This is a genomic window from Phytomonospora sp. NPDC050363 (assembly GCF_040655735.1).
Taxonomy (GTDB): domain Bacteria; phylum Actinomycetota; class Actinomycetes; order Mycobacteriales; family Micromonosporaceae; genus Phytomonospora.
Map to the genome: position 1 here is coordinate 24,492 of NZ_JBFAKK010000016.1, position 22,140 is coordinate 46,631.

General features: G+C 72.0%; 19 protein-coding genes. 8 read left to right on the forward strand and 11 right to left on the reverse strand.

Translation table 11 applies throughout. The features are described from left to right. The first annotated feature begins 47 nt into the window (after nucleotides 1–47). The gene (locus AB0I28_RS33290; RefSeq protein WP_357499692.1) at nucleotides 48–1,028 is read left to right on the forward strand and encodes an aldo/keto reductase; all 981 of its coding nucleotides are present in this window, start codon (nucleotides 48–50) and stop codon (nucleotides 1,026–1,028) included. Here the strand turns inward: AB0I28_RS33290 and AB0I28_RS33295 are convergent. The 9 genes from AB0I28_RS33295 to mce all read right to left on the reverse strand — a co-directional run bounded on the left by AB0I28_RS33295 (nucleotide 997) and on the right by mce (nucleotide 12,389). After that, the gene (locus tag AB0I28_RS33295) at nucleotides 997–4,914 is read right to left on the reverse strand and encodes an AMP-binding protein (protein WP_357499693.1); all 3,918 of its coding nucleotides are present in this window, start codon (nucleotides 4,912–4,914) and stop codon (nucleotides 997–999) included. The two genes, AB0I28_RS33290 and AB0I28_RS33295, sit on opposite strands and share 32 nt — an antisense overlap. Further along, nucleotides 4,911–5,993, reverse strand: coding sequence for a 3-deoxy-7-phosphoheptulonate synthase (locus AB0I28_RS33300; RefSeq protein ID WP_357499694.1), 1,083 nt, complete (start codon nucleotides 5,991–5,993; stop codon nucleotides 4,911–4,913). Before AB0I28_RS33300 ends, AB0I28_RS33295 begins: the two co-directional genes overlap by 4 nt. Beyond that, entirely contained in the window at nucleotides 5,990–6,802 is an 813-nt protein-coding gene (locus AB0I28_RS33305; RefSeq protein ID WP_357499695.1) for an isochorismatase family protein, read from the reverse strand. Before AB0I28_RS33305 ends, AB0I28_RS33300 begins: the two co-directional genes overlap by 4 nt. Next, entirely contained in the window at nucleotides 6,802–8,379 is a 1,578-nt protein-coding gene (locus AB0I28_RS33310) for an AMP-binding protein (RefSeq protein ID WP_357499696.1), read from the reverse strand. Before AB0I28_RS33310 ends, AB0I28_RS33305 begins: the two co-directional genes overlap by 1 nt. Further along, nucleotides 8,351–9,505 (reverse strand): isochorismate synthase, encoded by a 1,155-nt coding sequence (locus AB0I28_RS33315; RefSeq protein WP_357499697.1) that lies wholly within the window; start codon nucleotides 9,503–9,505, stop codon nucleotides 8,351–8,353. The genes AB0I28_RS33310 and AB0I28_RS33315 overlap by 29 nt, the downstream gene beginning before the upstream one ends. A gap of 45 nt (nucleotides 9,506–9,550) precedes the next feature. Next, nucleotides 9,551–10,285 (reverse strand): 2,3-dihydro-2,3-dihydroxybenzoate dehydrogenase, encoded by a 735-nt coding sequence (locus AB0I28_RS33320; protein WP_357499698.1) that lies wholly within the window; start codon nucleotides 10,283–10,285, stop codon nucleotides 9,551–9,553. A 90-nt stretch (nucleotides 10,286–10,375) separates the two neighbouring features. Further along, nucleotides 10,376–10,954, reverse strand: coding sequence for a hypothetical protein (locus tag AB0I28_RS33325; protein WP_357499699.1), 579 nt, complete (start codon nucleotides 10,952–10,954; stop codon nucleotides 10,376–10,378). Continuing rightward, nucleotides 10,951–11,961 carry a methyltransferase domain-containing protein gene (locus AB0I28_RS33330; RefSeq protein ID WP_357499700.1) on the reverse strand — a complete coding sequence of 337 codons (1,011 nt, stop codon included), beginning with the start codon at nucleotides 11,959–11,961 and terminating at the stop codon, nucleotides 10,951–10,953. The genes AB0I28_RS33325 and AB0I28_RS33330 overlap by 4 nt, the downstream gene beginning before the upstream one ends. Continuing rightward, nucleotides 11,958–12,389: a methylmalonyl-CoA epimerase gene (mce, locus tag AB0I28_RS33335; protein WP_357499701.1), complete on the reverse strand. Its 432-nt coding sequence runs from the start codon at nucleotides 12,387–12,389 to the stop codon at nucleotides 11,958–11,960. Before mce ends, AB0I28_RS33330 begins: the two co-directional genes overlap by 4 nt. A 194-nt stretch (nucleotides 12,390–12,583) precedes the next feature. Here mce and AB0I28_RS33340 point away from each other — a divergent pair, with 194 nt between their 5' ends. Together AB0I28_RS33340 and meaB are read left to right on the forward strand one after the other, a co-directional pair. Then, nucleotides 12,584–13,768, forward strand: a complete 1,185-nt coding sequence (locus AB0I28_RS33340) for an acetyl-CoA C-acetyltransferase (protein ID WP_357499702.1) — start codon at nucleotides 12,584–12,586, stop codon at nucleotides 13,766–13,768. Continuing rightward, nucleotides 13,714–14,706, forward strand: a complete 993-nt coding sequence (meaB, locus tag AB0I28_RS33345) for a methylmalonyl Co-A mutase-associated GTPase MeaB (protein WP_357499703.1) — start codon at nucleotides 13,714–13,716, stop codon at nucleotides 14,704–14,706. The genes AB0I28_RS33340 and meaB overlap by 55 nt, the downstream gene beginning before the upstream one ends. Here meaB and AB0I28_RS33350 read toward each other — a convergent pair. Both AB0I28_RS33350 and AB0I28_RS33355 read right to left on the reverse strand, forming a co-directional pair. Continuing rightward, nucleotides 14,703–15,278: a Uma2 family endonuclease gene (locus AB0I28_RS33350; protein ID WP_357499704.1), complete on the reverse strand. Its 576-nt coding sequence runs from the start codon at nucleotides 15,276–15,278 to the stop codon at nucleotides 14,703–14,705. The genes meaB and AB0I28_RS33350 overlap by 4 nt on opposite strands. Nucleotides 15,279–15,360: 82 nt before the next feature. Further along, nucleotides 15,361–15,987: a hypothetical protein gene (locus tag AB0I28_RS33355; protein ID WP_357499705.1), complete on the reverse strand. Its 627-nt coding sequence runs from the start codon at nucleotides 15,985–15,987 to the stop codon at nucleotides 15,361–15,363. 167 nt (nucleotides 15,988–16,154) lie between these two features. On the opposite strand from AB0I28_RS33355, the gene AB0I28_RS33360 reads away from it, so the two are divergent. From AB0I28_RS33360 to AB0I28_RS33380, 5 genes are all read left to right on the forward strand, one after another. Next, a complete protein-coding gene (locus AB0I28_RS33360) occupies nucleotides 16,155–19,256 on the forward strand; it encodes an FtsX-like permease family protein (RefSeq protein ID WP_357499706.1) in 3,102 nt (1,033 codons plus the stop codon). Then, complete coding sequence (locus AB0I28_RS33365; RefSeq protein WP_357499707.1) at nucleotides 19,253–20,122, forward strand: ATP-binding cassette domain-containing protein; 870 nt, start codon at nucleotides 19,253–19,255, stop codon at nucleotides 20,120–20,122. Before AB0I28_RS33360 ends, AB0I28_RS33365 begins: the two co-directional genes overlap by 4 nt. Before the next feature lie 5 nt (nucleotides 20,123–20,127). Next, nucleotides 20,128–20,787: an ATP-binding cassette domain-containing protein gene (locus AB0I28_RS33370; RefSeq protein ID WP_357499823.1), complete on the forward strand. Its 660-nt coding sequence runs from the start codon at nucleotides 20,128–20,130 to the stop codon at nucleotides 20,785–20,787. Nucleotides 20,788–20,946: 159 nt separating this feature from the next. Continuing rightward, a complete protein-coding gene (locus AB0I28_RS33375) occupies nucleotides 20,947–21,792 on the forward strand; it encodes a helix-turn-helix transcriptional regulator (RefSeq protein WP_357499708.1) in 846 nt (281 codons plus the stop codon). A gap of 3 nt (nucleotides 21,793–21,795) precedes the next feature. Further along, nucleotides 21,796–22,005 (forward strand): DUF397 domain-containing protein, encoded by a 210-nt coding sequence (locus tag AB0I28_RS33380; protein WP_357499709.1) that lies wholly within the window; start codon nucleotides 21,796–21,798, stop codon nucleotides 22,003–22,005. Nucleotides 22,006–22,140 lie beyond the last annotated feature (135 nt).

A 22,140-nucleotide genomic window follows, 5' to 3' on the forward strand; every position in this document is an offset into this window, starting at 1 on the left:
GTGGGCGGCGCGGCCAGTGCATCGAAGGCGGCGCCTACGATCGCCCCATGCAGCGACGATCCCCGTTCCCATTCCCCACGCCCGCCGTCGGTTTCGGCGCCTGGCAGATCGGCGGCTCCTGGGGCGGTGACGTCCCCGAGGACACCGCGCTCGACGCGCTGCGGGCGGCGGTGGCGGCCGGGACCACGTTCATCGACACCGCCGACGTCTACGGCGACGGCCGCAGTGAGCGGCTCGTCGGCAGGCTCCTCGCCGAGGCCGGGAACACCGGTCTGACGGTCGCCACGAAGATGGGGCGCCGCGTCGAGCAGACGCCCGAGGCCTACCGCCTGGACAACTTCCGGGCCTGGAACGACCGCTCGCGCGCCAATCTCGGCGTCGACACCATCGACCTCGTCCAGCTGCACTGCCCGCCGACGCCGGTCTACGCCACCGACGCCGTCTTCGACGCGCTCGACACCCTCGTCGACGAGGGCCGCTTCGCCGCCTACGGGGTGAGCGTCGAGACCTGCGACGAAGCCCTCGCGGCGATCGCGCGGCCCAACGTCGCCTCGGTCCAGATCATCCTCAACGCCTTCCGCCACAAGCCGCTCGCAGAGGTCCTGCCCGCCGCGCGCGAGGCCGGGGTCGGCATCATCGCGCGCGTCCCGCTGGCCAGCGGCCTGCTGTCGGGCCGTTTCAGTGCCGACACCGCCTTCGCCGCCGACGACCACCGCAACTTCAACCGCCACGGCGAGGCCTTCGACGTCGGTGAGACCTTCTCCGGCGTCGACTACGCCACCGGTCTCCAAGCGGTGGAACGGATCCGGGCGCTGCTGCCGGAGGGCATGACGATGGCGCGCTTCGCGTTGCGCTGGATCCTCGACCAGCCCGGCGTCAGCGTCGTCATCCCCGGTGCACGCAACGCCGAGCAGGCCGGCGCCAACGCCGCCGCCGCGACCGACGAGCCGCTGAGCGCCGAGGTGCACGCAGCGGTCGCCGAGGTCTACGACGAGCTCATCCGGCCCCTGGTCCACGACCGCTGGTGAGCGCGGCGAGGTAGGCGAGCACGAGGTCGCGGTCGACGGCGGGCGCGGGCGTCGGCAGGCGTCCACTGTGGATGTGAGGCGTGCGTGGCGGCGGACCCTGTCGCCCGGCGCCGAAGAACGCCGCCGTGGCCAGGTGTTCGGGGTCGCCGCATGCCGCGACGCGCTCCCGCCACGCGCCCAAGGGCTCGACGGAAAGGCCGCGCTCGTCGGCGATCCAGCGCCATACGTCCCGCAGCGGTGTCGGCGTCTCGGGCACCAGGTTCACCACGCCGGTGCGGCCGGTCTCGGCCGTCCACACGGCCGTTTCGGCGACCCAGTCGACCGGCGTCCACGGTTCGGCGACGTCGAGGTCGGGCAGCGACCCGACCGCCAGGCCGGCGCGCACGAGCCGCCAGACCAGGTCGGCGGGGTTGACGTAGGGGCGCGTCACCGCGCCCGTGACGCGCCCGAGACGGTAGACGGTCACCGGCAGGCCGGACTCGGCCGCGCGGGCCATGAGCCGTTCGGCGGCCCACTTGCCGCGCTGGTAGCCGTCGTGGAGGCCCTCGTGTGCGGGGATGTGGGCCTCGGGCAACTCGGCCAGACCGGCGCCGACGGCCACAGTGGACACGTGGTGGACGGCCGATCCGTCGCGGCAGGCCAGTTCCAGCAGCCGCCGGACGGCGGTGACGTTCGCCGCCCGCATGGAGGCGTAGCCGCGCGTGAGGCTGACCAGCGCCGCCGAGTGCCAGATCCGGTCGAACCCGGCCCCGGGCAGTTCGTCCTCGGAAGCGAGATCGAGGCTCACGGTTTTGACGCGGCCGCTCGGGTCGGGGAGGCCGTAGGCGGCGGCGGTCTCGGCGAGCCGTTCGGCCCCACCCCGCACGGTGCACCAGATCTCGTCGTCGCCGCCGGCGAGTTCGGCGAGCAGGTGCGCGCCGACGAAGCCGGTCGCGCCGGTGAGCAGGACGCGCCCGCCGGTCGCGGACGGCACCGGGTGGGGCAGCGGAGCCTCGGCGTCGGCGAGCATGGTGTCCTCGGCGACCGAGCCGTCGTCCGTTGTGGACAGTGCCTCGGCGAGCGCGGCGACCGTGGGGTGCTTGAAGATCAGTGTGGCCGGAATCGTGCGGTCGAGCGCGGCCGACAGGCGCGCCGCGACGGCGACCGCCTGGAGCGACTGCCCGCCGGCGGCGAAGAAGTCGGCGCCGGGGTCGGTGACGGGGTGACCGAGGACCTCGGTCCACACCGCCGCGACCAGCCGCTCCTCCGGGGAACCGTCGAGTGCTTCCTCGGCGGGTTCCGTCGTCCGGGCCAGGGCGCGCCGGTCGATCTTGCCGGTTCCGGTGCGCGGCAGGCGTTCCAGGAGCACGATGTGCGGCACGGCCGGGCCGGTCAGGCGCGCGGCGGCGTGCTCGCGCAGCTCCTCGGCGGTGGTGCCGGCGACGACGTGCGCGACCAGCCGGACTCGGCCGTTCGCCGACTGCGCGACGACGGCCGCCTCCCGTACTCTCGGATGGGAGAGCAGGACTCCTTCGATCTCGGCGGGATGGATCCTATGTCCGGAAATCTTGAGTTCATCGTCGACGCGCCCGACGTAGGCGAGGGCACCGGAAGCGTGCTCTACACGTACACGGTCGCCGGTCCGGTACAGACGTCGCTGTTCTACCCGTACGAACCGCGACCGGGTGAGTTCGAGCTGATCGAGGTAGCCGAGGGCGAGTCCGGGTCCACCGAGGTGAAGCTCGTCCCCTGGACCCCGGACGGCGAGGACGCCCGGCAGCGGACGCCCGATGGAGACGTGCGCTGAGCGACCGTCCTCTTCGGACAGGTCGGCGGCGAGCGCGACGACGGTCGCCTCGGTCGGGCCGTAGGTGTTGATGAGCCGCACCCGGTCACCGACCGCGGCGAACCACTGCGCGACCCGTTCCCCGATGGCCGCCTCGCCGCCGATGATGACCGTGCGGACGCTCGCCGGCAGCCGGGCGGTGCCCGTGTGGAGGGCGTAGGCGAGTTCGTGCCAGTAGGCGGTGGGCAGGTCGAGGACCGTGATCCGCCGCTCGGCGGCGAAGTCGCAGAACGCCGTCAGGGACTCCTGTGCCGACTCGTCGCGGATCACCAGCGTGGCGCCCGCCGCGAGGGTCGTGAAGATCTCCTCGACGGCGGCGTCGAAGTGCAGCGGCGCGAACTGAAGGACCCGGTCGTCCGTGTTGATCCCGTAGCGTTCCAGGGCGGCCGAGACGAAGAAGTCGAGCGCGCCGCGCCCGACGCGGACGCCGTTGGGCCGTCCCGTCGAGCCCGAGGTGTAGATGACGTAGGCGGGGGAGTCCGCCGACGGTGACGCGGGGCCGGCGACCTGCTGACCGCCGACGACGAAGCGCGGCCTGGCCTCGGCGACGATCGCCCGGTTGCGTTCGGGTGGACCGTCGGCGTCGAGGGGCAGGAAGGCCGCGCCCGAGCGCAGCGCGGCGAGCATGACGCTGACGGCGCCGTGCCCGCGCGGCCAGGCGAGACCGACGAGATCGCCTTCACCGACGCCCTTGCGGAGCAGGTTGTCGGCGTTCATCTCCGACATCTTCCACAGCGCCGCGTAGGTGACCTCCTCGTCGCCGTCGACGATCGCCACCCGGTCGGGGTCGGCCTCGACGTGGGCGAGGATCCGGTCGAGCACCGGACGCACCTCGGGCGCCGGCGTGCTCGGCAGCTCCTCCCACAGGCCGACGCTTCCCTTGTCGGCCAGCCGATCCAGGATTCCCTCGGCGTGGCCGCGCAGGTCGTCGACGGTGTACAGCGCCGGGTTGCCCTCGACCACCAGCCGCCCGGGGCCGCGCATGGTCACCGACAGATCGTCGATGGGGCCGGCCGAGATCGCGTGGGTGGCGGCGGTGCACGAGCCGAAGCGCAGGTCCTCGGTGAACGGGATGATGTTGACCACCGGCGCCCACATCCGCCGGTCGCCGCCGATCAGCCCGAGGTCGCGGCGCAGGTGCTCGTAGCGGTAGTGCTGGTGGCGCCGGGATTCCTTGAGGCGCGCGGCGACCGCGCCCGTCAGCTCGGCGAGCCCGGCGGCGGGGTCGACGGTCAGGGGCACGGGGACGATGTTCATGACCATGGCCGGTACGCGAGCGGCCGGTGTCCCGAGGCGGTTGGCGACCGGCAGGCCGAGGGTCACCTCCCGCGAGCCGGTGACCCGGTGGGTGTGCGCGGCCGTGGCGGCCAGGACCGTGTGCGGCCAGGCCGGCCCGGCGTCGTCCAGTGTGGACTTCGCCGCTCCGGTGACCGCGACACTGACGCGGATACCGCTGCGGGAGGGCGCCGCGACCTCGTCGACGAGCCCGCGCACCGGTTCCCGCTCGGCGAGCAGGGAGGTCCAGAACTCGCGGTCGCGGGCCCGCCGCTCGGAGGCCTGGTACTCGGTGTCGGAGGCGACGAGGTCGGCCAGCGGCGCGAAGTCCAGGCCGGGCTCGCCGTTGTAGTGGTCGGCGACGGCCCTGGTGAACAACATGTACCCGTAGCCGTCGAGGGCCACGTGATGCGCGCGCTGATACCAGTACACGCGCTCGCCGGCGGTGAACAGCACGTGCGCGAACAGCGGTCCGTGCGCCGGGTCGACGGTGACGGCCAGGTCGGCGTCGATGTGCGCCCGCGCCGCCGCCCAAGGGTTCTCGGCGCCGGTCAGGTCCACTGTCGAGGGAGCCCAGCCCGGCGGCATGGTCCCGATCCGCTGCCGGTCGCCCTCGAAACGACAGTGCAGCGCCTCGGTCCGCGCGACCGTCTCGGTGATCGCCGCCGACAGCCGGCCGAGGTCGACGCCGTGCAGTTCGACGACCTCGGCGGTGGCGTAGGCGGGGCTCTCGGGGTCGAGGCGCTGCCCGGTCAGGATTCCCGACTGGGCCTGCGTGACCCTCACCGGCTGACCGCCAGCTCGCTGGCGCCGCGCCGGGCGGAGACGGCCTCGGCGAGGACGGCGAAGACCTCGGCGGTGTCGTCGAGACCGAGGCAGGCGTCGGTGACGCTGACACCGTAGGCGAGTCGCGGGCCGAGCGGCTGGCATCCGGGGTGCACGAAGGACTCCAGCATCACGCCGACGATCCCGCGCTGCCCGCCCGCGATCTGCGCGGCGAGGTCGGCGGCCACACCCGGCTGCCGGGTGTGGTCCTTGCCGCTGTTGCCGTGCGAGGCGTCGACGACCACCCGCGCGGGCAGGCCGTCGGACTCCAGGAGCCGCAGGGCGCCGGCGACGGAGTCCGCGTCGAAGTTCGGGCCGTGCGCGCCGCCGCGCAGAACGACGTGGGCGTAGGGGTTCCCGCCCGTGCGGCGGACCGCGGCCCGGCCTCGCGCGTCGATGCCGACGACGCTGTGCCCGGCGGCGGCGACGGTGACCGCGTCGACGGCCGCGCCGACATCGCCGTCGGCGCGGTTCTTGCACCCGACCGGCATCGGCAGCGCCGAGGCGAGCCGGCGGTGCGCGGGGCTCTCCACCGTTCGCGCGCCGATCGCCGCCCAGGACACCAGGTCGGTGACGTAGGGGGCGAGCAGGGGTTCGACGAACTCGTAGGCGAGCGGCAGCCCCAGGTCGGCCAGTTCGACCAGCAGGCGGCGCCCGACGGGAAGCCCGGCCCGCACGTCGCCGATCGGTCGCGCGACGCGCTCGGCGGGTCCGGCCGACCAGTCGTCGAGACCCGGGTCGAGCAGCAGGCCGGGCCAGCCGATGCTGGTGCGCGGCTTCTCCAGGTAGGCGCGCAGCACGACGCACAACTCGCCGTCGTACTCGGCGGCCAGCCGCGCCAGGGCGCGTGCGTAGTCCACTGTGGCCAGTGGGTCGTGGGCGGAGCAGGGCCCGACGATGACGAGGAGCCGGTCGTCGACACCGTCGAGGACGCCGGCGATCTCGGCGCGGTGCTCGGCGATCTGCTCGGCCGCGGCCTCCGGCAGCGGCACGCAGTGGCGCAGCTCCTCGGGAGTCGGCAGGACGGCGCTGTCGGTCATGCGTTGCCTCCGAGTGCGCGATGGAAGCCGCGGACGGTGGGATCCTCGGCCAGGTCGGCGAAGCCGACCTGGAAGCCGCGCGCCTTCCAGCCTTCCACGAGGGTCATGACCCGGATCGAGTCGAGACCGGCGTCGACGAGGTTCTCGTCGTCCTCGACGGGTTCGTCGAGGAGCGCGGCGACCTCCGCCCGGAGCTCGTCGAGGGTGATCCGCGGGGCGGACAGGTCGGCGACGGTCACGACCTTGCCGCAGGTGGAGGCCACCATCGCCAGCGCCCGGTCGTGGTGTTCACGACTGAAATCGGCGGTGGCGTCGGCGACCACGAAGGTCTGGATGTCGCGGGCGAAGGCGTCCAGCGCTGTGTGCAGGATCCCGATGTGAGCGTAGACACCGCACAGCACCAGCTGGTCGCGCCTCTCGGCGGCCATCCGCTCGGCGAGGTCGGAGCGCACGAAGGCGGAGTAGCGGTGCTTCTCCAGCACCGGCTCGCCCTCGGCGGGCGCCACCTGCGCCACGATCTCGGCGCGGTCGGCGATCCCGGGACCCCACATGTCGGTCAGCAGACCTCGTGACACCGGGTCCTGCGGCGCGGTCTGCGCGGTGTAGACCGCCGGCATGCCCAGCTTCCGCAGCCGTGCCACACCCTCGTAGAGGGCGGTGAACTCGGCGTCGTAGAAGTCGAGGAAGTAGCGCTGCATGTCGTGGACGAGCAGCACCGCCCGATCCGGGTCGAGCCGCCAGTCCACCCGGTTCGACGGCAGCGACCGCCTGCCGGGCAGGGGATAGGGGGCGATCCGGGGGATGGCCATCAGGATTCCTTTCGGTGGCGCTCACGGAGGGACTTCTTGTCGACCTTGCCGACGGGCGTGCGGGGCAGGGCCTCGACGAACACGACCTTGTCGGGGATCTTGTAGGCGGCCAGGCCCGCGGCGCGGACGTGCGCGCGGATCAGCGAACCCTTGGGCGGCAGCGACTCCCGGGCCACGACGTAGGCGCAGGAGCGCTCCCCGAGGTGCTCGTCGGGCACGGAGACGACGGCGGCGTCGGCGACGCCGGGATGGGCGAGCAGGACCTGCTCGACTTCGGCGGCGGCGATCTTCTCCCCGCCCCGGTTGATCTGGTCCTTCGCGCGGCCGGTGACCATCAGGTGCCCGGTCTCGGTGCGGCGCACCAGATCCCCGGTCCGGTAGAACCCGTCGACGGTGAAGGCGTTGCGGTTGTGCGCCTCGGCGTCGAAGTAGCCGCGGATCGTGTAGGGCCCCCGCGTCAGCAGGTGGCCCTCCTCGCCGGGGGCGACCTCGCGGTCCTCGTCGTCGACGACGAGGATCTCGTCGTCGGCGTCGCAGATCGGACGGCCCTGCGTGGTGTTGACCAGCTCGGGCGGGTCGTCGTCGCGGGTGTAGCAGACAAGGCCCTCGGCCATCCCGAACACCTGCTGGAGCCGGGCGCCCAGCACCGGCCCGATCCGTTCGGCCACCGCCGGCGCCAGCCGGGCACCGCCGACCTGCACGAGGTCCAGTGTGGACAGGTCGGCCGTCGCGCTCGTGGCGGCGGTCAGCCACACCTGCGCCAGCGGCGGCACCAGGGCGGCGATCGTGACACCCTCGGCCTCGATCAGCGGGAAGGCGGTGTCGGGGCTGCCGTCGGGAGCCAGGACCACCGTCCCACCGGCGTGCAGCACGCCGAGGACACCCGGCGAGGACAGCGCGAAGTTGTGCGCGGCCGGAAGCACGCACAGAAACACCGTCGACTCCGTCAGCCCGCAGATGTCGGCGCTCGCGCGAACGCTGTAGGCGTAGTCGTCGTGGGTGCGCGGGATCAGCTTCGGCAGACCGGTGCTGCCGCCGGAGAGCTGGAACAGTGCCACCTCCGAGGCCGCCGGCGGCTCGGGCAGCGGGCCGCCGGCGGGCAGCGAGAACAACTCGCCGATCTCCCGTACGTGCGGCACCGCACCGGACACGGCCTCGGCGTTGTCGGCGTCGCCGCCGTGGAAGTAGGCGACCGCGCCCGCCGCCGAGCAGAAGTGCCCGATCTCGGCCCGCCGGTGCGCCGGAAGAGCGAACACCGGGATCGCGCCGATCCGCGACAGCGCGAACAGCAGCACCACGAACTCCGGGTGGTTGCCGCACTGGACGACGACCCGCTCACCGCGCCTGAGGCCCAGCCCGTGCAGCCCGGCGGCCAGCCTCAGCGACCGCTCGCGCAATCCGCCGTAGGTCAGGCGAAGCGGCGAACCGTCCAGTCCCGTGCCGACGACGGCCTCGCGCTCGCCGAACTTCCCCGCGACCCGGTCGAGGAGCGCCGGAAAGTCCTCGCCGGTCCAGTAGCCGCGCTCGCGGTAGCGGGCGGCGAAGTGCTCAGGCCACGCGGTGAATCCGGTCGGCATCGACGGCCTCCGTTCCGCATCCGACGCCCAGTGCCCCGAGCAGTGTGCGGAACTTGGCCGAGGTCTCGGCCAGCTCCGCCTCCGGTTGTGATCCCGGCACGATTCCGGCGCCGGCGAACAGGCGCAGACGGTCGCCGTCGACCTCGGCGCAGCGGATCGCCACGGCCCACTCGCCGTCGCCGGAGCGGTCGGTCCAGCCGACCATCCCGGCGTAGAAGCCGCGCTCGAATCCCTCGACGCTTCCGATCAGCTCGCGGGCGCGGCCGGTCGGGGTGCCGCAGACGGCGGGTGTCGGGTGCAGCGCGCACGCCAGTTCCAGCGCGGAGGTGGCCGGGTCGCGCAGTTCGGCGGTGATGACCGTGCCAAGGTGCAGCATCGCGCCCGTCGTGGTGACTCCCGGTGAGGCCGGCGCGTTCACGTTCCGGCAGTGGGGGGCGAGCGCGGTGGCGATCGCGTCGACCACGAAGGCGTGTTCGCGGCGGTCCTTGTCGCAGGTCAGCAGTTCGGCGACGGTGGCCTCGTCGCGGACCGGATCTCCTGTCCGGGGACGCGATCCGGCGAGCGGGTGTGCGGTGACGACGCGTCCCCGGCGGCGGACGAGGAGTTCGGGGCTGGCGCCGACCAGGGTGCGCCGGCCGGGGATCGGGACGGCGAAGGTGTGGCCGCGCGGGTCGCCGCCGGCGAGGCCGCGCACGAGGGCGGGGACGCTGACCGGCCGCCGGGGCCGCAGGACGAGGGATCTGGCCAGTACGGCCTTCTCCAGGCCGCCTTCGTCCATGAGGGACAGGGCGGTCCGCACGGAGTCCAGGTAGTGGTCCTCGGGCGGTTCGGGCCGCAGGTCGAGGACTCCCGCCGGGTGGGGCGGCGAGCCGGTGACCGGTGGGCCCCATTCGTAGCGTTCGGGGACGACCAACCGTGCCGGGGCGTTGTCGTCGAAGGGGACCGCGCCGACCAGCAGCGCGCCCTCGCCGAGCGCGTCGAGGACGGCGGCGGCGCGGGTCGCGGCGTGCGGGCCGCGGCCGGGGAGGGTGACGGTGGCGCCGGTGGCGTGCAGGGCCCGTTCCGGTGTGCTGTAGAGGAACGAGGATCCCGGACGGTAGGCGTCGAGGAGGTCGTTTCGGGACATGGTCATACGCGTCCTCTGTGAAGGGGTGGCAAAGGGTGCGTGCGGTCAGCGAAGGGTCGCTCCGCCGTCGACGTAGAGGTCCTGCATGGTGATGTGCCGGGCGGCGTCGGAGGCCAGAAAGCACACGGCTTCGGCGACGTCGGCGGGGTCGGCGATGCGGCCGAGGGGGATGCCGACCTTGAAGGCGGCGGGATCCCCGGCGATGACGGCGTCGGCACCGCGATCGTCGGTCCACAGCGCACGCTGCATCGGCGTGTCGGTGGATCCCGGGGAGACGATGTTGCAGCGGATCCCGTGCGGGGCCAGTTCCAGCCCCAGGCAGCGGGTGTAGTGCGCGGCGGCGGCCTTGCTGGCGGCGTAGGCGGCCATGCCCGCGCGGGGCACTCCGGCGGCGTTGGAGCCGACGGTGACGATCGAGCCCGCGCGGCGGGGGAGCATGTGGCGGGCCACGGCCCGGCACAGGTGCATCACGCCGGTGGCGTTGACCGCGAAGATCGCCGCCCAGTCCTCATCGGACATCTCGGCGGCCGGTCCGGTGCGCAGGATCCCGGCGACGTTGACCAGCAGCGAGACCGGCCCGATCTCTTCCTCGACGGCGTCGACGGCCTCGTCGACGGCCTTGCTGTCGGTGACATCGGTGTCGTACCAGGCGATGTCGGCGGCCGGGCGGCTGCGGTCGAGCCCGGCCACGATCTGCCCGCGGCCGGCCAGGGCCTCGGCTACGGCTGCGCCGATGCCGCCTGCCGCCCCGGTGACGACGGCGATGCCGTGGGTGTCCACGGTGAACCTCCAGAGTCGGAAACTGAGGTTAGGCTAGCCTAAAAAAGTCACCGCTCGAAAGGGGCCCGCGACAAAGTGAATAGAAGCTGGTCAGCCCCCCGCCGAACCCAGCACCGCCGCGCCGCCGGCCACCGTCTCGGTCCGCAGACTCCAGCCGCCCCAGGCGAACCCGCCCGAACCGCTCACCCCCGACAGGTCCACTTCGGCCAGCGAGCCCAGACTCGCCGCGCCCACCTTGATCAGCGACTCCTTGAGCACCCAGCGATGCAGCCGCAGCAGCGGGTCGGAGGTGCGCTCGCCCGGCGCGAAGACCTCGTCGGGTACCCCGCGCTCGGTGACCGGCTCGATGTCGACGCCCACCGGCGAGCGCGAGGCGCCCGCCGCGACGAAACCCCGTGTGTGCGACAGCGTCACGCACGCGTCCTCGGCGCCCTCGATGTAGGGCCGGCCGTGGTCGGCGTCCCCGCAGTCGGGGCACCGCTGGCGCAGCACCAGCGCGCACGGGTCGGCCGACAGCAGCTCACCGGCGCAGTCGCGCACCAGCGCGTGCGCGGCCAGGTAGGCCTCGCGGTCGGCGTCGAAGCGGAACCTCCCGGCCCGCTCCAGCTCGTGCGGGGTGAACGCGTAGGCCTTGACGACCGGCTCGACCACCGCCCACCGCACGATCACCGGCCCGACCTCCGCGCGGCCACCACGTACGCCGAGGGGTGCGCGCCCGGCCTGGTGAACTCGATCTCCTTGACGACCCGCAGACCGTGCGCACGCTGCACCGACTGCTCGAACAGGCGCTTGTCCTCGGTCAGCAGCACCGCGCGGCCCTTCCCGCGCAGCACCCGCCGGATCTCGCGCAGCACCAGCGGATACAGCCGCTGGTTGTCGGCGTGCGAGCCGATCCGCTTGCCGAAGGGCAGGTTCGCCACGACCCGGTCGACGCTCCCGTCGGGCAGCGGCATCGCCGTGGCGTCGGCCATCAGCCCCAGCCCCGGCACCCGCCGGGCCGCCAGGTTCTCCTGCGTGGCCATCGCCCAGCGATCCCGCAGGTCGGTGCCGATCAGCGCGCCGGGATCCGCCATCTGGCCGGCCGTCACCACCAGCGTCCCCGCGCCGCAGCACGGGTCGAGCACGACCTGGCCCGGCTCGATCTTGGCCAGCCGCACCATCACCGCCGCCACGACCGGGTTGGTCGAGGCGGGCGCGCGGACGAGCTCGCCGAAGCGCCGCGGGTAGAACAGCGGGCCCAGCTCGGCGACCAGGTCCTCGCCGACCCGGTCCAGGTTGGCCGTCCAGTCACCGGTCTCGTTGACCCACCCGTACTTCTCGACGAGCCGGTCGCGCAGCTCCCAGCGCTGCTCGCCGACCGGCGCGATCCGGAAGCGCACCGGCCCGGCCAGTGCCGCGATGGCGCCGTCGGGAGCGCCGACGCGGGCGTCGAGGTCGTCGAGCATCACCGCGCAGGTCGCGAAGTATCGGATATCCGCCAGTTCCCGCAGCGGCCCCGACCAGTCCACGACCAGCCCGTCGGGCCGCCGCGACACCACCTCGGCCCCCGGCAGCGCCCGCAGGTCCTCGTACAGGTAGTCGACCGCGCCCGGAACCGTCCGCAGCAGCAGCCGGTCGGTCACGGTCCGGTCGCCGTCAACGCCGCGCAGTACGGCGGTCCCCCTCGAATGCGTCACACAGCCGGTTGTACCAGCTCGACCAGAACGCCCCCCGCGTCGGCCGGGTGCACGAAGTTCACGCGCGAGTTCGAGGTGCCCCGGCGCGGCTCCTCGTAGATGAGACGAACGCCACGTTCGCGCAGCGCCGCGCACGCCTTGTCGATGTCGACGACCGTGTACGCCAGCTGCTGCATGCCCGGCCCGCGCTTGGCGATGAACTTCCCGATCGTCGAGTCCGGCGACAGCGGCGCCAGGAGCTGGATCATCGAGTCGCCCTCACCGATGCGCAGCATCGCCTCCCGCACACCCTGTTCAGCGTTCTCCTCGGTGTGCACGCACACGGCGCCGAAGGTGTCGACGTACATGGCCACCGCCTCGTCCAGATCCGGCACCGCGATGCCGACATGGTCGATGCGCACCAGCCCGACGGGAGTGATTGAGCCCATGAGACGCCTCCTGTGAGTCCGTTGCCCGGAGCCTACCGGTGAGTAATGTAGAAGGGGCCGCTGTGCGGCGGTGACGACGTGGCGCCCACCACGCTCCCGGCGTGGCACGAGACGATCACGCGGATATTCTGGCCGAGAGGCCGGCGACCCCGGCCACGGCGTCCACTCCGCCCCACCCCCAGACCGGAGGCGTAATGAGCAATGTCATCGTGCACGGCGCACGCACCCCGTTCGGAAGGCTGCTCGGCGCCTTCGCCGACCTGCCCGCCACCACCCTCGGCGGCGTCGCCATCAAGGCCGCGCTCGAACGCGCCGGCGTGGCACCCGAGCAGGTCGACTACGTGATCATGGGTCAGGTCCTCCAGGCCGGCCAGGGACAGATGCCGGCCCGCCAGGCCGCGGTCGCCGCCGGAATCCCCATGACCGTCCCCGCGCTGAGCATCAACAAGGTGTGCCTCTCGGGACTCAACGCCGTCGCGCTCGCCGACCAGCTCATCCGCGCCGGAGAGGCCGAGATCGTCGTCGCCGGCGGCATGGAGTCGATGACCGGTGCCCCGCACCTGCTCATGGGCCAGCGCAAGGGCTACAAGTTCGGTGATGTCACCCTCGCCGACCACATGGCCCTCGACGGCCTCGTCGACGCCTACGACCACATCCCCATGGGCGAGTCGACCGAGCACCACAACACGCGCCTGGGCATCGGCCGCGCCGAGCAGGACGAGTTCGCCGCGCGCAGCCACCAGCTCGCCGCCGCCGCGCAGAAGGACGGCTCCTTCGACGACGAGATCACCCCCGTGGAGATCCCGCAGCGCAAGGGCGACCCGATCGTCGTCCGCGCCGACGAGGGCGTCCGCGCCGACACCACCGTCGAGGTCCTGTCCCGCCTGCGCCCCTCCTTCACCAAGGACGGCACCATCACCGCCGGCAACGCCTCCTCCATCAACGACGGCGCCGCCGCGCTGGTCGTCATGCCCAAGGAGAAGGCCGAGGAGCTCGGCCTGACGTGGCTCGCCGAGATCGGCGCGCACGGCTCGGTCGCCGGCCCCGACAACTCGCTGCACTCCCAGCCCGCCAACGCCATCAAGAAAGCCCTCGACAAGGACGGCCTGACCGCCGCCGACCTCGACATCGTCGAGATCAACGAGGCCTTCGCCTCCGTCGGGCTCCAGTCGACGAAGGAACTCGGCGTCGACCCGGTCATCGTCAACCCGCTGGGCGGCGCGATCGCCCTCGGCCATCCCATCGGCGCCTCCGGCGCGCGGCTCGTGCTCTCCCTCGCCCTCCAGCTCCACCGCAAGGGCGGCGGAGTCGGCGCGGCCGCCCTGTGCGGCGGCGGTGGGCAGGGCGACGCCCTGATCCTGAAGGCACCCCAGGCGTGAACGAGGTAGACCAGCTCGTCGACCGGGCCCGGAGCGGTGACCACCGCGCCGTGGCCCGGCTCGTCACCATCGTCGAGAGCGGCGAGTCGGCCGCAGGCGGCGGCAGGGTCCGCGAGGTCGCCTCCGCGCTGGCCCCGCACGCGGGAAACGCGCAGGTCATCGGCCTGACCGGATCCCCGGGCGTCGGCAAGTCGACGACCACGACGGCGCTGGTCAGCGCCTACCGCAAGGAGGGCAAGCGGGTCGGCGTCCTGGCGATCGACCCGTCCAGCCCCTTCTCCGGCGGGGCCATCCTCGGCGACCGGGTCCGCATGCAGGAGCACGCGCTCGACCCGGGCGTCTACATCCGCTCGATGTCGTCCCGGGGCCACCTCGGCGGCCTCGCGGCGACCACCCCGCAAGCGGTCCGCGTCCTCGACGGTGTCGGCTTCGACGTGATCCTCGTCGAGACCGTGGGCGTCGGGCAGGCCGAGGTCGACATCGCCAGCCTCGCCGACACGACCCTGGTACTGCTCGCGCCGGGCATGGGCGACGGGATCCAGGCGGTCAAGGCCGGGATCCTGGAGATCGCCGACGTTTTCGTCATCAACAAGGCCGACCGCGACGGCGCCGACCACACCATGCGCGACATCCGCTCGATGATGGCGCTGATCACCCGGGAGCCGCACGAGTGGCGGCAGCCGATCGTGAAGACGGTGGCGCACAAGGCCGAGGGCCTTGAGGAGCTGCTGGAGGCGATCGAGAAGCATCACTCGTGGCTGGGGGAGCACGGGGAGCTGCAACGCCGCAGGACGGCGCGGGCCTCGGCGGAGATCACGGCCATCGCGCTGGGATTGCTGCGCGCGAAGCTCGACGTGACCGAGGAACTGGCGGGATCCGTGGCGGCGGGCGAACTGGACCCGTACGCGGCGGCCGACCGGTTGCTGGGGGAGGGTTAGCGGAGCTTGCTCGTGTCGAGCACGAAGTCAAAGGGGGCGGGCAGGGGGATCTTGTAGCCGAAGGGGAACGTCTTCAAGACCAGGTAGCGGTCACCCTTGGGTTCGCTGTGCAGCGTGATCGTTCGCGCCTTCCTGTCGATCATGAGGTAGAGCGGAATTCCCGCTCCCGCGTAACCGTGCCGCTTGGCATTGACATCGCGGTGCTGGGTTGACTTCGACGAGACTTCGGCGACGAGCAGCACGTGTTCCGGTGTGAACCATTCCTCGTCCTCGCCGTAGGCGTCGGCGGTGGTGACCGTCAAGTCCGGGACGACGTTTCCTCTTGGGGTGATCAGGCCGAGCCCGCCCATGATGTCGATGTCGTCGCAGTTGCGCGCGAACTGCGTCAGAACCTTGCTGACATTCTGCTCATGGCCACCTAGTGCGGGCGGTGTCACGATGATCTCCCCGTCGATGAGCTCAACCCGGAACTTGTCCGGCGTGGGGAGCCAATGAAGGACCGCGAGCAGCTTTTCGTCCATCGACATGTCCGGCGGGAAGTCGGAAAGCTGAGGTATGCGGGGCAGCGCCATAAGCACAGTGTGCCTCCTTCGTAGGCTCTCGGCGAAGATTACTCGATCATTTGTTCCCGTTACCGTGTGTGATGGTGTCATCTTATTGACACTCGGTGTGGCGTACCTCCTCGAAGCCCATCGCCTCCCCGTCGCTCAGCCTCGTCGACGCGCACCCCTCGAACCGCCACACCGCGTGCTCCCGCTCGCCCTCCCAGTCGTCGAGGTCCAGCGGCTCACGGCACACCACGTACAACACGTTGTCGTGGACCTCGATGCGCCACACATCGTTCGGGTCTTCCCCTGCCGCGTCGATCCGTCCGTTCACCACATGATCGAAGGTCAGGTCCGCGAACTCCGCCGGGTACACCCACCCCTCCACCCTTACCCCCGACGCCACCGCGCCCGGCTGGAGAAAGTGCTGGATGAGGTAGCCCATCCACTCGGCGGCGTCGTAGAACTTCTCCGCCCCGTTCCACGCGATCCGCGTTCCGTCGGCGCTCGGTTCCCACTTGCACCATTGGCCGGGCTGCCCTTTGGGCGGCTTGCTGAACTCGCGGATGTCGGGATCGTGCCCCTGACCGGCGTACCCGGTGCCGTCCACAAAGTACGGACCCTTCGTCCGGTCCATCCGTCGAGTCCTCGCGAAGCGCCTCAGAAAGGCGATCTCGCCCTCGTTCAGTGGCGGCGCGACCTCCACCGAACCGGCGAACTCGGTCTGATATCCCATGGCGGCAGGATGCCAGCCCGGTGCGACAGCCGACCTTGGGGCGTTTCGCACGCGTTGCCGTTCCACAACAAATCGGAAACACACGCGCCCATCGTGGCCCCGATGCCGGAATCTTGGGCTCTACGACGATCGCCGACGGTCCCGAGGGCCAGAGAACGAGGTGCGTGTTGGGTGGGGTCACCGCATCCGGTATCCGGCATCGGCCCGGGCGATCGGTCGTCGTCTTGGCGCTGGCCGTCGTCGCCGTCGCCGCGGCGGTGCTCGCGCCGGCTTACACGGCCGCCGCGCAGCAGTCGATGCTCACCGACGGACTGCGCGCGCTGTCGCCGGTCTCGTCGGGCCTGAGCGTCGACGCGCAGGGCAGCGCCGGATCGTCCGCCTACGCCGCCGTCGACCAGGCGCGGGTCGCCGTCGACGCGTCCCTGGCGGCCTACCCGGGCCTCGACGACGTGCTGGGCCCGGCCGTCGCCGCCGTCGACACCGACGCGGGCGGGTCGGCGCGGATGCGCGGGGTGCCCGACGAGCCGTCGGTGCGCCTGGCCTACCGCGACGACGTGTGCGGGCACGTCGACATCGTCTCCGGGGCCTGCCCCGCCGCGCGCGGTGAGGTGCTGCTGTCGGAGCGCTCGGCTAACTGGCAGGGCGTCGAGGTCGGCGAGACCGTCACCGTGTCCAACGGGATGGCCGGTGAGCAGCGGATCGACCTCGTCGTCAGCGGCCTGTACGCCCCGCGCGCCGAACCCGATCGCTACTGGGGCCGTACCCGCTACTTCGACCAGGGCTTCGACGAGAAGGGCACGCCTCGCCTCGACGCCCTCTTCGTGTCCACCGACGACGACGTCCGCGCGATCGGCGGCCCGAAGGTCGCGCTGAACATGCGCTTCGAGTACCCCCTGCTCCCCGACCGGGTCCAGGTGTCCGACGTGAAAGGGCTCGTCGCCGACCTCGCCGCCTGGGACACCGTCCTGGTCGTCGACGACCGGGAGCTGCTGACCGGGCTGCCCGGCACCTTCGACGCGATCGCCGCCGACACCGAGGCGATCGGCGAGTCGGTGCCGGTGGTGTCGATCCCGCTGATCCTGCTGTGCTGGTTCGTGCTGTTCATCGTGGTGGCCAACCTGTCGGCGGCCCGCGCGCCCGAGGTCGCGCTGGCCAAGCTGCGCGGCTACCACCGCTCGGCGACCATCTACTTCGGACTCGCCGAGGCCATGCTGCTGATCCTGCTGGCCGCGCCGATCGGGATCCTGCTGGGCCTGGGGCTGGTGGAGACGACCGCCGCCTTCGTTCTGGCCGACGGCACCCACACCGGCCTGTCCGGCGAACTGTTCGGCTACGCGCTGGCGGCCCTGGCCGGAGCCGCGGTCGCCGCGACGCTCGGAGCGTGGCGCACGCTCTCGCTGCCGATCCTCGACCTGCTGCGGCGGGTGCCGCCCCGGCGGGGCTGGCGGGTCGGCATCGTCGACGGCGCCTTGGCCGCGGTCGGCGCGATCGCGCTGTACCAGGCGTACCAGGCCCGGTCGGAGGACGCCGACGGCTCCTCGACGATCGTGCTGCTCGCGCCCCCGCTGCTGGCGCTGCTGGTCGGCGTCGGCGCGGCCCGCCTGCTGGGCGCGCTGGCCCGCGCGCGGGTCGCCAGCTCCGGTGGCAGGGGGGCGGTCGTGGCATTGCTGACGTGGTCGCAGATCGCGCGCCGCCCGGCGATCCGGCAGGTGATCGTGCTGATCACGGTGGCGGTGTCGCTGCTGTCCTTCGCGGCCGTCGCCTGGCAGATCGGCGATCGCAACCGCGAACTCGTCGCCGGCGACACCCTCGGTGCGCACCGGGTCTACGAGGTGACGGCGGCCAACCCATCGGCGCTGATCGAGGCGGTGAAGGGCATCGACCCCGACGGCGACTTCGCGATGGCCGTCGCGAGCACCGACGTGCACTACGGCCAGGGCCTGGTGGGGCTCGTGGCGGTGCAGTCCGACCGGCTCGGCGAGGTCGCCATCTGGCGCGACCACGACGAAGCGTGGCTCGACGAGACCGCCGGCGCGCTCCACCCGCCGGGCCCCGACCCGCTCGTCGTGAGCGGCCCGCTGACCATCACCGCTGACGTGTCCAAACTGGACGCCAGCCGCCCGATGCGGCTCGTCGCCCGCCTCGCCGGCGTCGGCGAGCAGCCGCAGACGGTGCGCTTCGGTGAGCTGGAACCGGGTTCGGGCACCTACCGCGCGGAGCTTCCCGGCTGCGGCGGCGGCTGCCAGCTCATCGGACTCGGTGTCAGCCGCTTCCCGGGCACCTTCGACGACATCGACGTCGAGCTGAACATCGGCTCGATCCTCGACGGCGACAAGGATCTGTCGGACACGCTGACCAGCGGCGCGGCGTGGCGGCGCCCCTCCGACCTCACCGCCGACATCAGCATGCGGGTCTCGGCCACGCCGGAGGGCCTGCGGCTGCTGGCCCGCTCCTCGGACCCGCGCGACCTGTTCGCCGAGCACGCCGCGATCCCCGCCGCGCTGCCGACGATCCTGTCGGGGGTCGCCCCCGCCGACGATCCGGACGCCGTCGACTTCAACTTCCCCGGCCTGCACGGACGCCCGCAGCCCTTCCACATCGTCGGCACGGACAAGATAGTGCCCAGCGGCGGCACCCGCGCGCTGCTGACCGACCTGTCCTACACGGCGATGCAGGCCGGTACGAGCATCGGCCTCGGCGGGTTCTCCACGGTCACCTACGAGGTCTGGGCCAACGCCGAGGCACCGGCCGACCTCGACGAACGGCTCGCCGCCGCCGGACTGCCCGTCGTGGACACCGGCGGGATCGACGAGCACCTCGACGGCCTGGGCCGCAAGGCGCCCGCGCTCGCGCTGCGCCTGTACCTGCTGGCGGCGGGCGCGGCGGTGCTGCTGGCCGTCGGCACGGTCCTGCTCACCGCCCAGTCGGCCTCGACGGCGCGCGGCTACGAGGTCGCGGCGCTGCGGGTCGCCGGTGTGGGGAGAAAGGTGCTGAAGTCGAGCATCGCCAAGGAGTACTCGATCGTGATCGGCGTACCGCTGCTCCTCGGGCTGGCGTCCGGTCTGGCCGGAGCGTGGCTGATGCTGCCGACGGTGCCGATGGTCAGCGCCGGCGGAGACGCGCTGCCGACCGTCTACGACGCGAGCGGCCCGTGGCCTCCCGCGGCGCTGGCGATCACTGTGCTCGGTTTCGCGGCCGCCGTCTGGTACGCCGTGGTCGCCTTGCGCCGCAACGGGCGCGCCGCCCGGCTGCGAGAGGGGGAGCAGTGACGACCGGCTTCAATCACCCCGCGATAGGCGTGACCTGCCGCGGACTGGTCTACATCTACCGGCTCGACGGCTACGACGTCGTCGCACTGTCCGGTGTGGACCTCGACGTGACACCCGGGGAGTCCGTCGCGCTCGTCGGACCGTCCGGATCGGGGAAGTCCACGCTGCTGTCGCTGATGGCCGGGTTGCTGCGCCCGGCCGCCGGGCGGCTCAGCGTCGGCGAACGCGACCTCGCCAAGGCCGGCGCGCTCGAACTCCAGCGGATGCGCGCCGGCGACGTCGGCGTCGTGCTTCAGGGCGCCTCGCGCAACCTGCTGCCGTACCTCAACGCCGAGGACAACATCCGCTTCGCGCAGGGCGGGGTCCCGCGCGAGCACCGCGACGAGATGCCCTCCGCGCGCGAGCTGCTCGAACTCGTCGGCCTCGCCGGACGCGCGACCGCGACGAGCCTCCCGAAACGGCTCTCTCCCGGTGAACGGCAGCGCCTGGCCGTCGCGGTCGGCGCCGCCAACGGCGCCGGGCTGCTGCTCGCCGACGAGCCGACCTCGCAGCTCGACACCGCCTCCCGCGACGAGGTCCTCGGCGCTCTGGAGGCCGTGCACCGCACCGGCCGTACGGTCATCGTGGTCACCCACGACCCTGACGTGGGCGCCCGGATGGGCCGCACGGTCACCATCCGCGACGGCCGCGTCGGCGCCGAGGGCAGGCGCGGTGAGGACTATCTCGTCGTCGCCCGCGACGGTTCGGTGCACCTGCCGCCGGAGATCTTGCGTCTGCACCCTCCCGGAACGCTGATGCGCGCCGAGGCCGGGCCCGACGGAACCGTCCGGCTCATCCCCACGATCGGCACCGGGAGGCCAGAGTGAGCACTGTGGACGAACTGGGTCCGTTGCTGGCCGAGGATCTGCGCGTCACCGTCGGCGAGCAGGTGATCCTCGACGGCGTCTCCCTGCTCGCCGAACCGGGCCGGGTCCTGGCCGTCACCGGTCCGTCCGGCGCGGGCAAGACGAGTCTCCTGTGGACGCTGACGGGGTTGATGCGGCCGGCGGGCGGGAGCGTCACCTTCGGCGGCGCGCCCCTCGGCGACCGGGATGCCGCCGTCGCCAAGGGGATCGTGCTGATCCCACAGGACAACGGAGTGGCCGCCAGCCTCACCGCCTACGAGAACATCCAGGTCCCGCTGCTGGCCACGGGGGTCGCGCCCGACGACGCCGACGAGCGCACCGCCAACGCGCTCGACCGGCTCGACCTCACCGGGCAGGCCGATCAGCTCGTCGAGGAGCTGTCCGGCGGGCAGCAGCAGCGCGTCGCGATCGCCCGCGGGATCGCCATGCGCGGTACGGTTCTGCTGGCCGACGAGATCACCAGCGAGCTCGACGCGGCCAACCGCGAGCGGGTTCTGGAGCTGCTGCACGCCGAGGCGTGGAGGGGCGCGGCGGTGGTCTTCGCCACGCACGATCCGGAGGCGGCCGCGTCCTGCGACCAACGACTGCACCTTGTGGACGGTACGGCCGAGTACATAGGACGGTGACGCATAGCGTAGCCTCCTTACGATTTCTGTCGCCTTTGCGACTGTGCGCACATGTTGACCTCCATGACCTGCGGCGTAAGGTCGGCAACGGCGGCAGTACTCACAGTTCACCCAGATCAGTGGTGGTGATCGCGGATGATCAGTCCTTTGGTGCGACGCATGCGTCTAGGCATGGAGTTGCGCGCACTCCGGAAGAAGGCGGGGCTCACCCACGAGCAGCTGGCACGAAAGGTCGGACAGGCGCGCATGAAGTTCTCCAGACTGGAGAACGGGCGCATCCGGCCGGATGTCGGCGACATCATCAAGGTTCTCGACGCCTTCGAAGTCGACGGCGTCGAGTGGACGAAGCTCGTCGCCATCGCCAGGGACGCCGCCGATCAGGGCTGGTGGCACCGGATCGCCGAGCAGATGGGCACCAGGCAGGCGATGTACGCCGACCTGGAGGCCGGCGCCGCCACGATCCGGGCCTACGAGCAGAACTTCATCCCCGGCCTGCTCCAGATCCGCGCCTACCTTGAGTCCCGCGACGAGACGGCCGCCCAGCTGTCCGGCGGCAGCGGACCCAACCCGCTGGTGTGGGAGGGGCGCACGGGACGGCAGCGGATGCTGCAGCGACCCGGCGGCACGACCTACGAGGTGATCCTCGACGAGATCGTGCTGCGCAGGCTGTCGGCGCCCGCGCCCGTGATGGCCGAGCAGCTGGAACACATGCTGCGCACCATGCGCGAGTCGGACCGCATAACAGTCCGCATTCTGCCCGTGGACGCCCACGTGCCCGGCTATTCGGTGCCCTGGTCGACCTACTCCATCTTCACTTACCCCGACCCCGAGGATCCCGTGGTGGCGGCGGTCGAGATGTCGGCCGTCGACGAGCTGCTCGCCGACCCCGAACACGTCAATCCGCTCGTCGCTCATTACGAACGTCTCCGTGAGGCCTCGCTATCTACAAAGGACAGTGAGAAGCTGCTCAGTAGCACCGCGCAGCGGTTGACTGACAGGAGGTAACAAGTGGGCGGCTATAGGTTCCTAACCTGGCGCAAAGCAGGCAAAAGCGGCCAGGGAAACGGCAACTGTGTCGAAGTGGCGCTCGCCGCACCGAATTCGGTGATTGGCGTGCGTGACTCCAAGGACCGTGGTGGACCGGTCTTGGAGACGACCACTGAGACCTGGGCCGGGCTGCTCAACATGATCGATGGTGGGGACCTGGAGAGGCCGTAACCTCACGGTTCGAGTCTCTTCGAAGCCGGCACCCCGTTCGCGGGGTGCCGGCTTCGTACGCGTGTGCGACGAGAGAAGATCACCCGCCGCGTTAGCGATCGTTAAGGTCGGCGACTTAGGATGGGCGGGGCAGTG

Coding starts and splice junctions, on each gene's coding strand:
- AB0I28_RS33340 (WP_357499702.1), top strand. CDS start 12,584: ATGAGCAATGTCATCGTGCACGGCGCACGCACCCCGTTCGGAAGGCTG.
- AB0I28_RS33310 (WP_357499696.1), bottom strand. CDS start 8,379: ATGCCGACCGGATTCACCGCGTGGCCTGAGCACTTCGCCGCCCGCTAC.
- mce (WP_357499701.1), bottom strand. CDS start 12,389: ATGGGCTCAATCACTCCCGTCGGGCTGGTGCGCATCGACCATGTCGGC.
- AB0I28_RS33375 (WP_357499708.1), top strand. CDS start 20,947: ATGCGTCTAGGCATGGAGTTGCGCGCACTCCGGAAGAAGGCGGGGCTC.
- AB0I28_RS33315 (WP_357499697.1), bottom strand. CDS start 9,505: ATGTCCCGAAACGACCTCCTCGACGCCTACCGTCCGGGATCCTCGTTC.
- AB0I28_RS33290 (WP_357499692.1), top strand. CDS start 48: ATGCAGCGACGATCCCCGTTCCCATTCCCCACGCCCGCCGTCGGTTTC.
- AB0I28_RS33350 (WP_357499704.1), bottom strand. CDS start 15,278: ATGGCGCTGCCCCGCATACCTCAGCTTTCCGACTTCCCGCCGGACATG.
- AB0I28_RS33355 (WP_357499705.1), bottom strand. CDS start 15,987: ATGGGATATCAGACCGAGTTCGCCGGTTCGGTGGAGGTCGCGCCGCCA.
- AB0I28_RS33300 (WP_357499694.1), bottom strand. CDS start 5,993: ATGACCGACAGCGCCGTCCTGCCGACTCCCGAGGAGCTGCGCCACTGC.
- AB0I28_RS33305 (WP_357499695.1), bottom strand. CDS start 6,802: ATGGCCATCCCCCGGATCGCCCCCTATCCCCTGCCCGGCAGGCGGTCG.